An 18302-nucleotide genomic window follows, 5' to 3' on the forward strand; every position below is an offset into this window, starting at 1 on the left:
TGGACTGTACCGGGCGGAGGCTCAAATTGCCCACCACGTGCACGAATCCGGCGGAAGGCGGACGGTGCGGCCGTCCGTCTCCACGGGGGAGCTGGAAAGTACGGGACGTCCGGGCGCGGGAAGCTCGACCGGGTCGGGGCGGCTGTTGAGGGTGCAGGCGAAACCGGGGCGGGTGAAGAGGAGCACCCCCTCGGGCGCGGGCAGCCAGTGCATCCCCGAGCGGTACGGGGCTTCGGCGGCGGGACCGGTGCCGGTGCCGGCCTCCGGGGCGCCGAGGCCGGGCATCGCCCGGCGCAGTTCCAGGGCGGCGCGGTAGAGCTCCAGGGTGGAGTGGGGGTCGCCGGTCTGGGCGGCGACGGTGAGCCCGCCCCAGCCGGCGGGCTGCGGGAGCCAGCTCCCGGTCGGCCCGAAGCCGTACGGCGGCTCCGCACCACACCAGGGAATCGGCACCCGACACCCGTCACGCATCCCGTCCTGCCCGTCGGCCTCCGGCCCGGTCTGCGGATTGACCTCCGGCCCGGTCTGCGGATCGACCTGCGGTCCGGCACCCCGCCGGGCCTCGGGCCCGGTGCCCGGCCCGGCCTGCGGCTCGCCCTGCCGGTCGGCCTCCGGCCCGGTCTGCGGGTTGGCCCCCGGCGCGCCACCTGCTCCGGCCTGCGGCCCGGCGCATCCCTGGGCCTGCGGCCCGGCGCCCGTTCCGGCCTGCGGTCCAGTGCCGGCCCCGGCCTGCGGTCCGGTAATCGGCCCGGCCCCCGTTCCGTTGACCGCCCCGGTCTGCGGTCCGCCGGCGGGTCCGGCCTGTGCGGACACGGAGGCGGTCCGGCTCGTGGCCGCGTGCGTGGCAGCGGCGGGGCCGGCGCCTGGTCCGGCCTGCGGTGCGGTGGCCGGTTCGGTGGCGGCATCGGCCCGGTTCGGGGTCTCGGCCTGGGTGCCGGTTCCGGCGGGGGCTTCGGGGATCTGCGGGCGGCGCCCGCGGCGGAAGGCGGGGTCGCGGCGGGATTCGTCCGGGAGGTCCAAAACCTCCGGGAGGCCCAGTTCCTCGCCCTGGTAGAGGTAGGCCGAGCCGGGGAGGGCCAGCATCAGGAGGGCGGCGGCCCGGGCCCGGGCCAGGCCGCGGGCTCCGCCCCCGTACCGGGTCACATGGCGTACGACGTCGTGGTTGGACAGCACCCACGTCGTCGGGGCGCCGACCGAGGTGGTGGCGGCCAGGGACTCGTCGATGACCGTGCGCATCGCGGCGGGGTCCCACGGGCAATTGAGGAAGCGGAAGTTGAAGGCCTGGTGGAGTTCGTCGGGGCGGACGTACAGGGCGAGGCGCTCGGAGGTGGGCGCCCAGGCCTCGGCGACGCCGATGCGGTCGCCCTCGTAGGAGTCCAGGAGCCGGCGCCACCCGCGGTGGATCTCGTGGACCCCGTCCTGGTCGAAGAAGGGGAGCGGTTCGGTCCCGATCAGGGTGGCCTGCGCGCCCCGGCCGATGTCCGGCAGGCCCGGGGCCTTGACCATGCCGTGGGCCACGTCGACGCGGAAGCCGTCGACGCCGAGGTCGAGCCAGAAGCGCAGGACGGACGCGAATTCGGCGGCGACCTCCGGGTGGTCCCAGTCCAGGTCCGGCTGCTCGGGGGCGAAGAGGTGCAGGTACCACTCTCCCCCCGCCTCCGGCCGGGAGGTGCCTCCATCGCCTGCCGGCGCCGGGACCCGCGTCCACGCCGGGCCGCCGAAGATCGACTCCCAGTCGTTCGGGGGCTCCGAGCCGTCGGCCCCCCGCCCCGGGCGGAAGAGGTACCGCGCCCGCGCCGCCGGATCCCCGGCGAGGGCGGCGCGGAACCACGGGTGCTGCGCGGAGGTGTGGTTCGGCACCACGTCCACGATGACCCGCAGCCCCAGCTCGTGCGCGGCCCGGACGAGCTCGTCGGCGTCGGAGAGGTCCCCGAAGAGCGGGTCGACGGCCCGGTAGTCGACGACGTCGTAGCCGCCGTCCGCCTGGGGGGAGACGTAGAAGGGGGTGAGCCACACGGCGTCGACCCCGAGGCGGGCGAGGTGGGGGAGGCGGGAGCGGACCCCGCGCAGGTCGCCGACGCCGTCGCCGTCGCTGTCGGCGAAGGAGCGCACGTACACCTGGTAGATGACTGCATCGCGCCACCAGCCACCGCTCGCGGTCGCGTTGCTGGAAGAGCTTGCAAGCTGGACGGCCGTCGACTCGTGGGTCATATCGGGGTCAACGCGGGTACACACCCCCTGGTTGCGGGCCCGGGCAGTCGAAGGTGACTCGAACTAACAGCAAGCTGCGGCAACCGTACGGACACACGGGTGTAACGATCGCCTCCGCTTGCAGAAAGTTTGCGCAAGCTCTTTCGGTCCTCTTTCAGTCTTGTTACGTTCCTGGCAACTCAGGACCGCGAGGGCGCGGCCGGGATCATCGAAGGAGTTCATATGCGGCGTGGCATAGCGGCCACCGCGCTGGTCGCGACCCTGGCGCTCGCGGCGACGGCTTGCGGTGGGGACACCAAGGACGACGGTGAGGTCAAGGCCGGCGGCGAGCTTTCCGGCACGGTCACGTGGTGGGACACCGCGAACGACGCGGAGAAGGCCAGCTTCCAGAAGATCGCCGAGGCGTTCACCGCGAAGCACCCGAAGGTGACCGTCAAGTACGTCAACGTCCCGTACGGCGACGCGCAGAACAAGGTCAAGAACGCCTTCAGCAGCGGCTCCGACGCTCCTGACGTGATCCGCGCCGACGTCGGCTGGGTCGCGGACTTCGCCTCCCTCGGCTACCTCGACGAGGTCCCGGCGGACATGGCGAAGAAGGTCGACAGCGAGTTCCTGCCGCAGGCCGCGGCCAGCGGCAAGTACGAGGGCAAGACCTACGCCGTGCCGCAGGTCATCGACACCCTCGGCCTCTTCTACAACAAGAAGATGCTCGCCGACGCCGGCGTCCAGCCCCCCAAGACGCTGGAGGAGCTGAAGACCGCCGCCGCCGCCATCAAGGGGAAGACCGGCAAGGCCGCTCTCTACCTGCGCGGCGACGACTCCTACTGGTTCCTCCCGCTGATCTACGGCGAGGGCGGCGACCTCGTCGACGCGAAGAACAAGACGGTCACCGTCGACAACGCGGCGGGCGTCAAGGCCTTCAAGACCGCCCGCGACCTGGTCACCTCCGGTGCGGCGATCACCAACGCCACGGACGGCTACACCAACATGCAGACGGCCTTCAAGTCCGGCGAGGCCGCCATGATGATCAACGGTCCGTGGGCCGTCGCCGACACCTACGCCGGTGACCAGTTCAAGGACAAGGCCAACCTCGGCATCGCCGCCGTCCCGGCCGGCTCCGCGAAGGCCGGCGCCCCGCAGGGCGGCCACGACCTCGGCGTCTACGCCGGTTCCAAGAACCGGGCCGCCGCGCACGCCTTCGTCGAGTACATGACCTCGCAGGAGGTCCAGGTGCAGTCCGCCAAGGAGCTGAGCCTGCTGCCGACCCGTACCGCCGCCTACGAGCAGCCGGACGTCAAGAGCAGCGAGATGGTCCAGTTCTTCAAGCCGGCCGTGGACAAGGCCGTCGAGCGCGCCTGGATCCCGGAGAACGGCTCCCTCTTCGAGCCGCTGAAGGTCGAATACACCAAGGCGATCACCGGGGCGTCGAGCCCGGAGGACGCGGCCAAGACGGCCGGCGTCGAGTTCCGCAAGATCCTCAAGGGCTGGAAGTAACGAAACCATGGCTGCTCACACCAGCCAGTCGGTGGCGAAGGCCGCGGGCGACGACGTCGAGAACGACGTCGCCGCCCGCGGCCTGAGCCGCAGGACTGACAGCAAGGACCCCGGTGGGACCAAGGGCGGGCTGAAGCGCGCCCTCGCCACCCACTGGTACGCCTGGACGATGATCGCCCCGGTGGTGCTCGTCCTCGGCGTGATCATCGGCTGGCCGCTCGTCCGCGGCATCTACCTGTCGCTGACCGACGCCAACGAGCGCAACGTCTCGCGCACCATCGGCGCCCGCCACATCGAGGCGACGTACGAGTTCGTCGGACTCGACAACTACGTGGACGTCCTCAGCGACCCGGTGTTCCTGCAGCGGCTGGTGTGGACGGTGATGTGGACCGTCGCGTGCGTGTCGATCACCTTCACGCTCGGCCTGGTCCTGGCCAACATGCTCAACCGGGACTTCAAGGGCCGCGCCGCCTACCGGATGGCGCTGATCCTGCCCTGGGCCGTCCCCGGCTTCGTCTCGGTCTTCGCCTGGCGGTTCCTCTTCAACCGCGACAACGGCATCCTCAACAAGATCCTCGACGGCGGCGGCATCGCCGCGATCCCGTGGCTCGACGACCCGACCTGGGCCAAGTTCTCGGTCGTCGCCGTCAACGTCTGGCTCGGCGTCCCCTTCATGATGGTCGCCCTGCTCGGCGGACTGCAGTCCATCCCCGGTGAGCTCTACGAGGCCGCCGAGATGGACGGCGCGAGCGCCTGGCAGCGGTTCCGGCACATCACCCTGCCCGGCCTGCGCGCGGTGAGCATGACGGTGATCCTGCTCTCCACCATCTGGACCTTCAACATGTTCCCGGTGATCTTCCTGCTCACCCGGGGCGGACCGGGCGACTCCACCGAGATCCTGGTGACCCAGGCCTTCCGCGAGGCCTTCGTGTCGAGCCCGCGCGACTTCGCCGGCTCCGCCACGTGGGGCGTACTGATCCTCGCCCTGCTCATGATCTTCGCGCTGGTCTACCGGCGCTCGCTGCGCAAGCAGGGAGAGGTGTGGTGACCATGACCAACGCTCGTACCCGGGGCAGCCGCTCCCCGCTCGCTTCCGCGGGCCTGCACCTCACCCTGCTCGGCGCGTCCGTCATCGCCGTGTTCCCGGTGCTGTGGATCCTGCTGACCTCGCTCAAGCCCGCCGAGCACGCGGTCACCACGGACTTCATCAAGGAACCGTCGCTCGGCAACTACACGTACCTGCTGGAGTCGAGCCACTTCCTCAGCTGGTTCGCGAACTCCGTCCTGGTCGCCGGCGTCACCACCGTCCTCGGTGTGTTCATCGCCGCCACCACCGGATACGCGGTCAGCCGCTTCAAGTTCCCCGGCATGAAGCCGCTCATGTGGACCCTGCTCATCACGCAGATGTTCCCCATGGCCATCCTCATCGTGCCGCTCTACAACCTGATGGGCGACCTCGGCCTGCTCAACCAGCCGGTCGGTCTGATCATCACGTACCTCACCATCGCCGTGCCGTTCTGCGCCTGGATGATGAAGGGCTTCTTCGACACCATCCCGGTGGAGATCGACGAATCCGGCCGGGTCGACGGGCTCAACCCCTTCGGCACCTTCTGGCGGCTGATCCTGCCGCTGGCCAAGCCCGGTCTCGCCGTCACCGGCTTCTACGCCTTCATCACCGCCTGGGGCGAGGTCGCGTACGCCTCCGCCTTCATGGTCGGCGAGGAGAACCTCACGCTGGCCGGCGGCCTGCAGACCTTCGTCACCCAGTACACCTCCAACTGGGGTGCGATGAGCGCCGCCTCGGTCCTCATCGCCATCCCCGCGGCGATCTTCTTCGTTTTCGCCCAGCGCCACCTCGTCGCCGGGATGACCGCAGGCGCCACCAAGGGCTGACCACCCGCCTGTTCCCGCATCACCGGCCCGACCTCTCCAAGGACGACATGACCCAGCACCTCGCCGACGCACTTCCCACCTCCACCGGCACCCTGCCCGGCTGGTGGAGAGACGCGGTGATCTACCAGGTCTATCCGCGCAGCTTCGCCGACTCCAACGGGGACGGCATGGGGGACCTCGAAGGCATCCGCAGCCGCCTGCCCTACCTCAAGGAGCTGGGCGTCGACGCCGTCTGGCTCAGCCCCTTCTACGCCTCCCCGCAGGCCGACGCCGGCTACGACGTCGCCGACTACCGGGCCATCGACCCGATGTTCGGCACCCTGCACGACGCCGACGCCGTGATCCGCGAGGCCCACGCGCTGGGCCTGCGCATCATCGTCGACCTCGTCCCGAACCACTGCTCCGACCAGCACGAATGGTTCAAGCAGGCGCTGCGCGAAGGCGCCGGGTCCCGGCTGCGGGAGCGCTTCCACTTCCGTCCCGGCAAGGGTGAGAACGGCGAGCTGCCGCCCAACGACTGGGAGTCGATCTTCGGCGGGCCCGCCTGGACCCGGGTCGAGGACGGCGAGTGGTACCTGCACCTCTTCGCCCCCGAGCAGCCCGACTTCAACTGGGAGCACCCGGCCGTCCGGGACGAGTTCCGCTCGATCCTGCGCTTCTGGCTCGACCTCGGCGCCGACGGTTTCCGCGTCGACGTGGCCCACGGCCTGGTCAAGGCGCCCGGCCTGCCCGACCTCGGCGCCAGGGACCAGCTCAAGCTGCTCGGCAACGACGTCATGCCCTTCTTCGACCAGGACGGCGTCCACGAGATATACCGCTCCTGGCGCCGGATCCTCGACGAGTACGAGGGCGACCGCGTCCTGGTCGCCGAGGCGTGGACCCCGACCGTCGAGCGCACGGCCCGCTACGTCCGCCCCGACGAGATGCAGCAGGCGTTCAACTTCCAGTACCTGACCAGCGACTGGGAGGCGACGGCGCTCCGCGAGGTCATCGACGGCTCGCTGGCCGCGATGCGCCCCGTCGGCGCCCCCACCACCTGGGTGCTGTCCAACCACGACGTCACCCGGCACGCCACCCGCTTCGCCAACCCCGCGGGCCTCGGCACCCAGCTGCGCGAGCCCGGCGACCGCGAGCTCGGTCTGCGGCGGGCCCGCGCCGCGAGCCTGCTGATGCTGGCGCTGCCCGGTTCGGCGTACGTCTACCAGGGCGAGGAGCTCGGCCTGCCCGACGTCACCGACCTGCCGGACGAGGTCCGCCAGGACCCGTCGTTCTTCCGCGCGGCGGGACAGGACGGCTTCCGCGACGGCTGCCGGGTCCCCATCCCGTGGTCGGGTACGCAGGCCCCGTACGGCTTCGGCACCGGCGGCAGCTGGCTCCCGCAGCCGGAGTCCTGGGCGGAGCTGAGCGTGGAGGCGCAGACCGGCGACCCGTCCTCCACCCTGGAGCTGTACCGGGCCGCCCTGCGGCTGCGCCGCGAGCGTCCGGACCTGGGCGCGGGCGAGTCGGTGGACTGGCAGGAGGCTCCCGCCGGCGTCCTGGTCTTCCGCCGCGGGGACTTCCTCTGCACCGCCAACACCACCGGCACGGCGGTACGGTTCCCCGTCGCCGGCAAGGCCCTGCTGTCCAGCGGTGCGACGGTCGAGGACGGCGTGCTGCCGGCCGACACCACGGTGTGGTGGCAGGTGACGTCGGGGTGACCTCCCCCCTCCGGCTGACGGACATCGCCGCGCAGGCCCAGGTCAGCGAGGCGACGGTCAGCCGTGTGCTCAACGGCAAGGCGGGCGTCGCGGCCGGCACCCGGCACAAGGTGCTGGCCGCGCTCGACCTGCTGGGCTACGAGCGACCCGTACGGCTCAAGCGGCGCAGCAACGGCCTGGTCGGGCTGCTGATCCCGGAGCTCACCAACCCGATCTTCCCGGCCTTCGCGCAGGTCATAGAGCAGGCGCTGGCCGGGCACGGGTACACGCCGGTGCTGTGCACGCAGACCCCCGGCGGGGCCACCGAGGACGAGCTGGTGGAGCAGCTGGAGGCGCGCGGGGTCACGGGGATGGTCTTCCTGTCGGGCCTGCACGCGGACTCCCACGCGGACCCGGCCCGCTACCAGCGGCTCGCCGCGCGCGGGGTTCCCTTCGTGCTGATCAACGGCTTCAACGAGCAGATCAGCGCGCCCTTCGTCTCCCCGGACGACCGCGCGGCGGCGGACATCGCGGTGCGGCACCTGGAGGACCTGGGCCACCGGAGGATCGGTCTGGCGATCGGCCCGACGCGGTACGTGCCGTCGGCGCGCAAGGAGCAGGGGTTCCTCGCCGCCGTGCCGGACGCGGAGGCCGAAGGCCTGATCCAGCGCACCCTGTTCACGGTGGAGGGCGGTCACGCGGCGGGCATGGCCCTGCTGGACCGCGGCTGCACGGGCATCGTGTGCGGCAGCGACCCGATGGCGCTGGGCGTCATCCGCGCGGCGCGCGAGCGGGGCCTGCGGGTGCCGCAGGACGTGTCGGTGGTCGGCTTCGACGACTCCCCGCTGATCGCGTTCACGGACCCGCCGCTGACGACGGTCCGCCAGCCGGTCCGCGCGATGGCGACGGCGGCGGTGGGCGCCCTCCTGGAGGCGGTCTCGGGCACCCCGGTCCAGCGCACGGAGTACGTCTTCCAGCCGGAACTGGTGGTCAGGGGCTCCACGGCCCAGGCGCCGTAGACCTTCCGGCGGGGCGGTGCGGGCCTGTTCCGCCCCGCCGGGAGCCCGTCGGGTGATCGATCCCGTCAGTGGCCGTGGCCGCCGTGCCCGCCGCCGTGTCCGCCGTCGCCGCCCGGTTCCCCCTCGGGGGCGTCCGGGGCGTCGGGGTCGACGATCGTGAACGGACGCATCAGGTCGTCGTCCTCGTGTTCGAGGAGGTGGCAGTGGTGGACGTACGTCGCCGGGAGTTCGGTTCCGCTGTTCGCAATGCCCGCGATCGGCTCCATCGGCGGGCTCCAGACATCGGTGACGATCCGGGTCACCGTCTCCGGGTAGGACTTGAACGTGTCCTTGTAGGACAGGGCCTCGTCCGGGTCCGGCGGGATCGGCGGGCCGGTGAAGTACTGCGCCAGCACCGGCTTGTCCGCCGCCTTGCGGCCACCGTCGATCCACTTCTCGTAGTCCGCCTGGTAGGCGGCGGCGTCGATCGGCTGCCGGTTCAGCACCTGGAAGTTGACGAGGTGGACGTGCATGGGGTGGGCGTCGTGGTTGGGATTGACGTACTCCCAGATCTCCCTCGTACCGGCCTTGACGAAGTCCTGGGACGGCTCCATGAAGGGCACCGCGTTGAACGTCATGGTGCTGAAGAGCTTGTGCTGGTACAGGACCCATTCCCGGCGGCGGATCTGCGGTTCCGGCTCGATGGGCACGACCGCCGGCAGCTTGAGCTGCCTGGGCGGCGTGCTCCTGTCCGTACCGGACAGCTCCTTGGTGACCTGGAACTGCATGACCTCCGAGATCTCCGGTCCCAGGCCGGGCACTCCGGGGTAGTGCACCGGTGCGTGGTAGTTCGTCAACGTGAACTTCGAGCCCATGGGCATCCCGCTGAAGTCGACGATCAGGTCGTAGCGTTCGGCGGGTCCGATCAGGAAGTTCAGCATCTGCAGCGGGGCGCGGAAGCCGCCGTCGGTGCCGATCAGCCAGAACGGGAGGTTGGGCTGGAGCACCACGTCCCGGGGAGGGTCGATCCGCAGCCGCCAGAAGCGCTCGTTCGAGGCGTTGAGGATGCGCAGCCGGTAGCGCCGCGGCTCGACGGCCAGGAAGGGGTACGCCTTCCCGTTGACGACCGGGGTGTCCTCGCCCTCCCGCTGGGTCATGGTGTAGGCGAGGGAGCCGTCCGCGTGGAAGGTCCGGTCCTGCAGGATCAGCGGGATCTCGAACTCGCCCTGCGGCAGGCCGAGCCGCTCGTCGGCGGGGTCGCGGATGAGGTAGAGGCCGGCCAGGCCCGCGTAGACGTTGATGCTGGTCATCCCCATGCCGTGGTCGTGGTACCAGAGCAGGGACGAGCGTTCGTGGTTGGTGTACGCGCAGATCGCCTCGTTGCGCTTGACGCGGTCCGGCTCCAGGGTCGTGTAGGACTCGGCGTGGATGCCGTCCGGGCTGAACGAGTGCAGCGGCATGCCGTCGGACTGCGGCGGTGTGAAACCGCCGTGCTGGTGCACGACGTTCCACACGTTCACGTTGTCGGGGAAGGGCGGCTGGCTCTCGTAGGGAGGCGGGGCGATCGGGGCGAGTTCGGGGTCCCCGCTGCGGATCGCGTCGATCACGAACTGGAACAGGTGGGTGGTCGGCAGCTTGTTGCGGTACTTGACGACCGTCGGCTGGTCCTTGATCACACTGATGGTGGGGCCGAGATAGCCCATGCCGATCGGCTCGTGGCGGTCGTGCGGGTTCTTCGCCCAGTAGCCCCACACGTTCGCGGGCCCGAGATCCCGGTGGAAGCGCCAGCTGCCGGGCCGCATCGTGAGCTCGTAGTAGTCGGCTCCCGGATAGGCGGAGGTGTCGGGGACGGCCGTCTCCGGAACGGGCAGCGGGTCGACGAACTTCTCCAGCGGAGGGGTCTGCGTCACCGGCGGGTCCGTGGGCGCCGGTTCGTGACCGTGATGACCGCCGGGACCGGGATCCGCGTGCGCCGGTGCGCCCGGACCGCTCCCCGTGAACAGGGCCGCACCTCCGGCGGCACCGGCCATGAGGAAATTCCTTCGCTCGACCATCGTCTCCAGCCTTCCGCAGACGCCGCGTGTCCCCGAAGGCATACCGCGCCGCTTCCCGGGCGTTGCCACAGCGCGCCGGTCCGGTTCGAGAAGCGCTCAATGAGCCCATATGGGCAGTAAGTGAGCAGGAATTGGGATCGAGTGATTGTCGCCGGTCCGGGGAGCCCCGTCCGGCAGGGTGGGACACGCCTCGGAAACAATTCTGCAATCTCTTGCGCAAACTCTTGCAGCGCTCCTACCTGGCCCCTACGGTCGCTCCAATCCCCACCTCTCCCGCCAGGAGGCCCCCCGCATGCCTGCCAGAGCCGCCAGAGCTGCAACTCTTTTCGCCACCACCGCACTTGCCGCCGCCACGCTCACGACCCTCGGGCCGCAGGCAGCCGCCACGCCCCCCGGCGACAAGGACGTCACCGCCGTCCTCTTCGAGTGGAAGTTCGCCTCGGTGGCCACCGCCTGTACCAGCACGCTCGGGCCCGCCGGGTACGGCTACGTGCAGGTCTCGCCCCCGCAGGAGCACATCCAGGGGCCCCAGTGGTGGACCTCGTACCAGCCCGTCAGCTACAAGATCGCCGGGCGGCTCGGCGACCGCGCGGCCTTCAAGGCCATGGTCGACACCTGCCACGCCGCAGGTGTGAAGGTCGTCGCCGACTCCGTCATCAACCACATGGCCGCCGGCGACGGCACGGGGACCGGCGGGAGTTCGTACACGAAGTACAACTACCCGGGCGTCTACTCCGGTTCCGACCTGGACGACTGCCGGGCCACCATCTCGAACTACCAGGACCGCGCCAACGTCCAGAACTGCGAGCTCGTGCAGCTCGCGGACCTGGACACCGGCGAGGACTACGTGCGGGGCCGGATCGCCGGGTACCTCAACGACCTGCTCTCCCTCGGCGTCGACGGCTTCCGGATCGACGCCGCCAAGCACATGCCGGCCGCCGACCTCGCCAACATCAAGTCCCGGCTGACCAACCCCGGCGTCTACTGGAAGCAGGAGGCGATACACGGTGCCGGCGAGGCCGTCTCGCCGAGCGAGTACCTCGGCAGCGGGGACGTGCAGGAGTTCCGGTACGCCCGGGACCTCAAGCGGGTCTTCCAGAACGAGAACCTCGCCTACCTGAAGAACTTCGGCGAGGCCTGGGGGCACATGCCCAGCGGCCAGGCCGGGGTCTTCGTCGACAACCACGACACCGAGCGCGTCGGCGACACCCTCAGCTACAAGGACGGCTCCGCCTACACCCTCGCGAGCGTCTTCATGCTGGCCTGGCCCTACGGCTCCCCGGACGTGCACTCCGGCTACGAGTGGACCGACAAGGACGCCGGCCCGCCGAACGGCGGTGCGGTGAACGCCTGTTACGCCGACGGCTGGAAGTGCCAGCACGCCTGGCGGGAGATCTCCTCCATGGTCGGCTTCCGCAACGCGGCCCGCGGCCAGTCCGTCGCCAACTGGTGGGACAACGGCGGCGACCAGATCGCCTTCGGCCGCGGCTCCAAGGCGTACGTCGCCCTCAACCACGAGGGCTCGGCCCTCACCCGTACCTTCCAGACCTCCCTTCCCGCCGGCGACTACTGCGACGTCCAGAGCGGGCGCGCGGTCACCGTGGGCGCGGGCGGGCAGTTCACCGCCACCCTCGGCGCCGGTACCGCCCTCGCCCTGCACGTCAACGCCCGGACCTGCGCGGGCACCCCGGCCGGACCCGCCGGGGCCTCCTTCGCCGTCAACGCCACCACCGTTCCGGGCCAGAACATCTACGTCACCGGTGACCGGGCCGAGCTCGGCGCCTGGAACACCGGCGCCGCCCTCAAGCTCGACGCGGCCGCCTACCCGGTCTGGAAGCTCGACGTCACCCTCCCGGCCGGCACGTCCTTCGCGTACAAGTACGTCCGCAAGGACGCCGCCGGCAACGTCACCTGGGAGAGCGGCGCGAACCGCACCGCCTCCGTCCCCGCGAGCGGCAAGGTCACGCTGACCGACACCTGGCGCAACTGAGCCGCCGCTCCACCGACCAGGGCCGCCCGGCACCCTTTCTCCCCGCCACCGCCGGGCGGCCCTCATCCGTGCGACACGTACACAAGGAGACCTGCCTTGATACGCCCTGCCGCAGGAGTGCTCGCCGCCGCCCTGGCCGTGACGCTCCTGCCCGCCCTCCCCGCCGCGGCTGCCGCCGCCGCGAAGCCGCCCGCCCCGCCCTCGGACGCGAAGCTGGCCGCCGAGCCGGCCCGGCACGACCTGACCCGGGAGCAGTTCTACTTCGTGCTCCCGGACCGGTTCGCGAACGGTGACCCCCGCAACGACCGGGGCGGCCTGACCGGCTCCCGCCTGCAGACCGGCCTGGACCCGACGGACAAGGGCTTCTACCAGGGCGGCGACCTCAAGGGGCTCACCGACCGGCTGGACTACATCAAGGGGCTCGGCACCACCGCCATCTGGATGGCGCCGATCTTCAAGAACCAGCCGGTGCAGGGCAAGGGCGACGACGTCTCCGCCGGCTACCACGGCTACTGGATCACCGACTTCACCCAGGTCGACCCGCACTTCGGCACCAACGCCGACCTGGAGCGGCTGATCGACACGGCGCACGGGAAGGGGATGAAGGTCTTCTTCGACGTCATCACCAACCACACCGCCGACGTCGTCGACTACCGGGAGGCCTCCTACTCGTATCTGTCGAAGGGGGCGTTCCCGTACCTGACGAAGGACGGCGTGCCCTTCGACGACAAGGACTATTCCGACGGGAAGGCGAAGTTCCCCAAGGTGGACGGGGAGTCCTTCCCGAGGACGCCCTTCGTGCCCGACGCGAAGAAGAACCTCAAGGTCCCCGCCTGGCTCAACGACCCGACGATGTACCACAACCGGGGCGACTCCACGTTCGCAGGCGAGTCCTCCGAGCAGGGAGACTTCTTCGGCCTGGACGACCTGTGGACCGAGCGTCCCGAGGTCGTCGAGGGGATGGAGAAGATCTACGAGAAGTGGGTCAAGGACTTCGGGATCGACGGCTTCCGGATCGACACCGTCAAGCACGTCAACACCGAGTTCTGGACGCAGTGGGCGACCGCCCTCGACCAGTACGCGGCCAAGCGCGGCCGTGACGACTTCTTCATGTTCGGCGAGGTCTACTCCGCCGACACCGCCGTCACCTCCCCGTACGTGACCCGCGGCCGCCTCGACGCCACCCTCGACTTCCCGCTGCAGGACGCGATCCGCGCGTACGCCTCCCAGGGCGCGGGAGCCGGCCGGCTGGCCTCCGTCCTGGGCGACGACTACCGGTACACCAGCGACAAGGCCAACGCCTACGAGCAGGTGACCTTCCTCGGCAACCACGACATGGGCCGCTTCGGCACCTTCCTGAAGCAGGACCGGCCGGGCGCGGGGGAGCAGGAGCTGCTGGACCGCTACCGGCTGGCCAACGAGCTGATGTTCCTCTCCCGGGGCAACCCGGTGATCTACTCCGGTGACGAGCAGGGCTTCACGGGCGCCGGCGGCGACAAGGACTCCCGCCAGCCGCTCTTCGCCTCGCAGGTCGCCGACTACCTGGACGACGACCAGCTCGGAACGGCGCGCACGCACGCGAGCGATGCCTACGATCCGGGACACCCGCTCTACCAGCAGATCAGTGCTCTCGCGAAGCTGACCAAGGCCCACCCGGCCCTGCGCGACGGCGTCCAGAGTGAACGTTTCGCCGACGGCTCCGTCTACGCCTTCGCCCGCACCGACACCAAGACCCGCACCGAGTACCTGGTCGCCGCCAACAACGGAGCCGAGTCCCGCACCGTCGAGATCGACGCCCCGGCCGGCGCCCAGTACCGCACCCTCTACGGCGGCACCGCGCTCATCCGTGCCTCCGCGGCCGGCAAGCTCACCGTCCCCGTCCCGGCCGTCGGCTCCGTCGTCCTCCAGGCCGTGACCCCCGCCGCCAAGCCCACCGCCAAGCCCGCCCTCACCCTCAAGGCCCCGGCCCCCGGCGCCGCCGGCACCGTCGAGCTCTCCGCCGACGTCACCGGCGGCGGCCTGAACCGGGTCGTCTTCGCCGCGCAGAGCGGCAACGGCAAGTGGCAGGTGCTCGGTTCCGCCGACCACGCCCCCTACAAGGTCACCCAGCACGTCACCGCCCCGGCCGGCACCGCCCTGCGCTACAAGGCCGTCGTGGTCGACGCCGCCGGCCGCACCGCGAGCGCCCTCGCCGAGTCCGTCGCCGGCCAGGCCCCGCCCACCGAGGCCCCCACCGCCACCCAGCGCGACTACGCCGTCGTCCACTACAACCGCCCCGACGGCGACTACGCGAACTGGCGCCTCTACGCCTGGGGCGACCTCGCCGACGGCGAAGCCACCCCCTGGCCCGAGGGCCACGGCTTCACCGGCCGCGACGCCTACGGCGCCTTCGCGTACGTCCGGCTGAAGCCCGGCGCCTCCTCCGTCGGCTACCTCGTCATCGACAAGGACGGGAACAAGGACGTCGCCGCCGACCGCACCATCGACGTGACGAAGACCGGCGAGATCTGGCTGGAGCAGGGCAAGGAGCCCGCCCGCACCGACCGCCCCGCCTACCCGCCGCAGGACCAGGCCAAGGCCGTCCTGCACTATCAGCGCCCCGACGGCGCCTACGACGGCTGGGGCCTGCACGTCTGGACCGGCGCCGCGACCCCCACCGACTGGTCCAAGCCGCTGCTCCCCGCCCGCACCGACTCCTACGGCGCGGTCTACGAGGTCCCGCTCGCGGCCGGCGCCACCAGCCTGAGCTACATCCTCCACAAGGGCGACGAGAAGGACCTCCCCTCCGACCAGTCCCTGGACCTGAAGGCCACCGGCCACGAGGTCTGGATGCTGGGCGGAAAGGAGAAGTACCTCCTGCCGCAGCCCGCCGGCTCCTCGGCCGCCCTGGACCTCACCAAGTCCCAGGCGGTCTGGATCGACCGCGACACCCTCGCCTGGAACGCCCCCGCGGCCGCCGCCTCCGTACAGCTCCTCGCCTCCAGTGAAGGCGCCGTCAAGGCGGAGAACGGCACCCTGACCGGCCGCGCCCAGTGGCTGCGCCTGGGGGCCCGGACCGAGCTGACCGCCGCCCAGAAGCAGAAGTTCCCGCACCTGGCCGCGTACGGCGCGCACACCGTCGACCCGCGCGACCGCGACCGGGTCCGCGAGGCCCTGCGCGGCCAGCTCGTCGCGAGCGCCCGCGCCGCGAACGGCGCCGTCCTCGCCGCCACCGGCGTCCAGCTCGCCGGCGTCCTGGACGACCTGTACGCGACGACCGCTGCCCTCGGCCCGGTCTTCAAGGACGGCCGCCCCACCCTCTCCGTCTGGGCCCCCACCGCCCAGCAGGTCTCCCTCGAACTCGACGGCCGCACGGTCGCCATGCGCCGCGACGACGCCACCGGCGTCTGGTCGGTGCGCGGCGAACGCTCCTGGACCGGGAAGCCGTACCGCTACGCCGTCACCGTCTGGGCCCCGACCACCGGACAGATCGTCCGCAACCTGGTCACCGACCCCTACTCCACCGCCCTCACCGCGGACTCCACCCACAGCCTGGCCGTGGACCTGGCCGACCCGAAGCTCGCCCCGCCCGGCTGGAAGACCCTGCGCAAGCCCGCGGCCGTCCCCTTCACCTCCGCCCAGATCCAGGAACTCCACATCCGCGACTTCTCCGTCGCGGACCGCACCAGCGGCCACCCCGGCCAGTACCTCGCCTTCACCGACACCGCCTCGGCGGGCATGCGGCACCTGCGCGACCTGGCCACCGCCGGAACCTCGTACGTCCACCTCCTGCCGGCCTTCGACATCGGCACCATCCCGGAGAAGGCCGCCGACCGCACCGAGCCCGCCTGCGACCTCACGGTGTACGCGCCGGACTCGCAGGAGCAGCAGGCCTGCGTGGCGGCCGCGGCCGCGAAGGACGCGTACAACTGGGGCTACGACCCGCTGCACTACACCGTCCCCGAGGGCAGCTACGCGAGCGACCCGAACGGCACGGCCCGCACCGTCGAGTTCCGCAGGATGGTCCAGTCCCTGAACGGGTCCGGACTGCGCACGGTGATGGACGTGGTCTACAACCACACCGTCGCCGCCGGCCAGTCGGACAAGTCCGTGCTCGACCGCATCGTCCCCGGCTACTACCAGCGGCTGCTGGCCGACGGCACCGTCGCCACCTCCACCTGCTGCGCGAACACCGCCCCCGAGAACGCCATGATGGGCCGGCTCGTCGTGGACTCGGTCGTCACCTGGGCGAAGGAGTACAAGGTCGACGGTTTCCGCTTCGACCTGATGGGCCACCACCCGAAGGCCAACATCCTGGCCGTCCGCAAGGCCCTCGACGGCCTGACCCCCGCCAAGGACGGGGTCGACGGCAAGAAGATCGTGCTCTACGGGGAGGGCTGGAACTTCGGCGAGATCGCCGACGACGCCCGCTTCGTGCAGGCCACGCAGAAGAACATGGCCGGGACCGGCATCGCCACCTTCTCCGACCGGGCGCGCGACGCGGTCCGCGGCGGCGGCCCCTTCGACGAGGACCCGCGCGTCCAGGGCTTCGCCTCCGGTCTGTTCACCAGCCCCAACTCCTCGCCCGCCAACGGCACCCCGGCCGAGCAGAAGGCCCGCCTGCTGCACGCCCAGGACCTGATCAAGGTGGGCCTGTCGGGCAACCTCGCCTCGTACGCCTTCACCGACACCACCGGCCGCCGCACCAAGGGCTCCGAGGTGGACTACAACGGCGCCCCGGCCGGCTACGCGGCCGCCCCCGGTGACGCCCTCGCCTACGCGGACGCCCACGACAACGAGACCCTCGCCGACGCCCTGACCTACAAGCTCCCGCCCGCCACGAGCACCGCGGACAAGGCCCGCATGCAGGTCCTGGCCATGGCGACGGCCACCCTCTCGCAGGGCCCGTCCCTCTCCCAGGCGGGCACCGACCTGCTGCGCTCCAAGTCCCTGGACCGCAACTCCTACGACAGCGGCGACTGGTTCAACGCGATCCAGTGGGACTGCCGCGGCGGCAACGGCTTCGGCCGGGGCCTGCCCCCGGCCCCCGACAACGCCGCGAAGTGGCCCTACGCGAAGCCCCTCCTGACGGCACCGGCCCCCACCTGCGGGGACATCACCGCCACCGCGGCCGCCCACCGCGACCTGCTGAAGATCCGCACCACCGAGCCGGAGTTCGCCCTCACCACGGCGGAGGCGGTCCAGTCGCGGCTGGCCTTCCCCCTCTCGGGCAAGGACGAGACCCCGGGCGTGATCACCATGACCCTGGGCGACCTCGTGGTGGTCTTCAACGCCACCCCCACCGCCCAGCCCCAGCGCGTCCCCTCCCTCGCGGGCACCGCCTACCGGCTGCACCCGGTCCAGGCCGCCGGCTCGGACCCCACGGTCAGGCGGTCCGCCTACGACACCACGACAGGAGAGTTCACCGTCCCCGCCCGCACCGTCTCGGTCTTCACACGACGCTGAGCCGGTCCAGCCGCTTCTCCAGCAGGATCACCCCGTAGGTCCTGCCGTCCTTCCCCTCCTTGTTGGGGAGCTCCCCGACCACCCGGTAGCCCGCACCCCGGTAGTACGCGAGCAGCCGGGGGTTGGTGGAGACGCAGTCAAGCCGCGCCCGCTCCCGTCCGGTCCTGGCGATCCGCCGCTCGGCATGTTCGAGCAGGCGGCGCCCGGCCCCGGCGGGGGCGGCCTCGCGTTCCACCATCAGGCGGTGGACGTACCCGGCCACCGGAGGCTGGACGCCCCAGGCCTCCTCGTCGGACCACCACAGCTCGTACGCCCCGACCACCCGGCCGTCGGTGTCGCCGCCGAGCCACACCTCGCCGTCGCCCATGCGCGAGCGGAAGTGGGCGGCGTCCTTGTCACCGGGCTTCCACTGGTCGATCCCGTGCTTCCGCATCCAGCGGGCGGCCTGGTCGTACAGCCGCACCAGCGTGCCGGCGTCCTTCTCCGCGGCCCGCCGGAACAAGATCCCGTCGTCAATGATCACGCGGGCATTATCGGTGATCAG

10 protein-coding genes are annotated in these 18302 nt (G+C 71.1%); 7 read left to right on the plus strand and 3 right to left on the minus strand.

The annotated features are described in order from the left end of the window. Nucleotides 1-21 precede the first annotated feature (21 nt). Complete coding sequence (locus ACIPYQ_RS03420) at nt 22-2208, minus strand: alpha-amylase family glycosyl hydrolase (RefSeq protein ID WP_401245680.1); 2187 nt, start codon at nt 2206-2208, stop codon at nt 22-24. Nucleotides 2209-2430: 222 nt separating this feature from the next. On the opposite strand from ACIPYQ_RS03420, the gene ACIPYQ_RS03425 reads away from it, so the two are divergent. Genes ACIPYQ_RS03425 through ACIPYQ_RS03445 form a run of 5 tightly spaced genes read left to right on the plus strand, consistent with a single transcriptional unit; the run spans nt 2431 to nt 8290 of the window. After that, entirely contained in the window at nt 2431-3702 is a 1272-nt protein-coding gene (locus ACIPYQ_RS03425) for an extracellular solute-binding protein (RefSeq protein ID WP_361763746.1), read from the plus strand. A gap of 7 nt (nt 3703-3709) precedes the next feature. Further along, on the plus strand, nt 3710-4750 hold the full coding sequence (locus tag ACIPYQ_RS03430) for a sugar ABC transporter permease (protein ID WP_361763749.1): 1041 nt from the start codon (nt 3710-3712) through the stop codon (nt 4748-4750). 2 nt (nt 4751-4752) lie between these two features. Continuing rightward, nucleotides 4753-5595 (plus strand): carbohydrate ABC transporter permease, encoded by an 843-nt coding sequence (locus ACIPYQ_RS03435; RefSeq protein WP_361763752.1) that lies wholly within the window; start codon nt 4753-4755, stop codon nt 5593-5595. 47 nt (nt 5596-5642) lie between these two features. Continuing rightward, nucleotides 5643-7292: a glycoside hydrolase family 13 protein gene (locus ACIPYQ_RS03440; protein WP_401245683.1), complete on the plus strand. Its 1650-nt coding sequence runs from the start codon at nt 5643-5645 to the stop codon at nt 7290-7292. Beyond that, nucleotides 7289-8290 carry a LacI family DNA-binding transcriptional regulator gene (locus ACIPYQ_RS03445; protein WP_361763758.1) on the plus strand — a complete coding sequence of 334 codons (1002 nt, stop codon included), beginning with the start codon at nt 7289-7291 and terminating at the stop codon, nt 8288-8290. The genes ACIPYQ_RS03440 and ACIPYQ_RS03445 overlap by 4 nt, the downstream gene beginning before the upstream one ends. Before the next feature lie 65 nt (nt 8291-8355). Here the strand turns inward: ACIPYQ_RS03445 and ACIPYQ_RS03450 are convergent, their stop codons facing one another. Then, entirely contained in the window at nt 8356-10179 is a 1824-nt protein-coding gene (locus tag ACIPYQ_RS03450; protein ID WP_401245685.1) for a multicopper oxidase family protein, read from the minus strand. Between the two features lie 436 nt (nt 10180-10615). On the opposite strand from ACIPYQ_RS03450, the gene ACIPYQ_RS03455 reads away from it, so the two are divergent. Both ACIPYQ_RS03455 and pulA read left to right on the plus strand, forming a co-directional pair. After that, entirely contained in the window at nt 10616-12313 is a 1698-nt protein-coding gene (locus ACIPYQ_RS03455) for a carbohydrate-binding module family 20 domain-containing protein (RefSeq protein WP_401245687.1), read from the plus strand. Nucleotides 12314-12409: 96 nt separating this feature from the next. After that, nucleotides 12410-17758 carry a pullulanase-type alpha-1,6-glucosidase gene (gene pulA, locus ACIPYQ_RS03460; protein WP_401245689.1) on the plus strand — a complete coding sequence of 1783 codons (5349 nt, stop codon included), beginning with the start codon at nt 12410-12412 and terminating at the stop codon, nt 17756-17758. On the opposite strand, the gene ACIPYQ_RS03465 is transcribed toward pulA, so the two are convergent. Continuing rightward, nucleotides 17745-18281 carry a GNAT family N-acetyltransferase gene (locus tag ACIPYQ_RS03465; protein ID WP_361763770.1) on the minus strand — a complete coding sequence of 179 codons (537 nt, stop codon included), beginning with the start codon at nt 18279-18281 and terminating at the stop codon, nt 17745-17747. The genes pulA and ACIPYQ_RS03465 overlap by 14 nt on opposite strands. Nucleotides 18282-18302 lie beyond the last annotated feature (21 nt).

Source organism: Streptomyces sp. NPDC090045 (assembly GCF_044747975.1).
Taxonomy (GTDB): Bacteria; Actinomycetota; Actinomycetes; order Streptomycetales; family Streptomycetaceae; genus Streptomyces.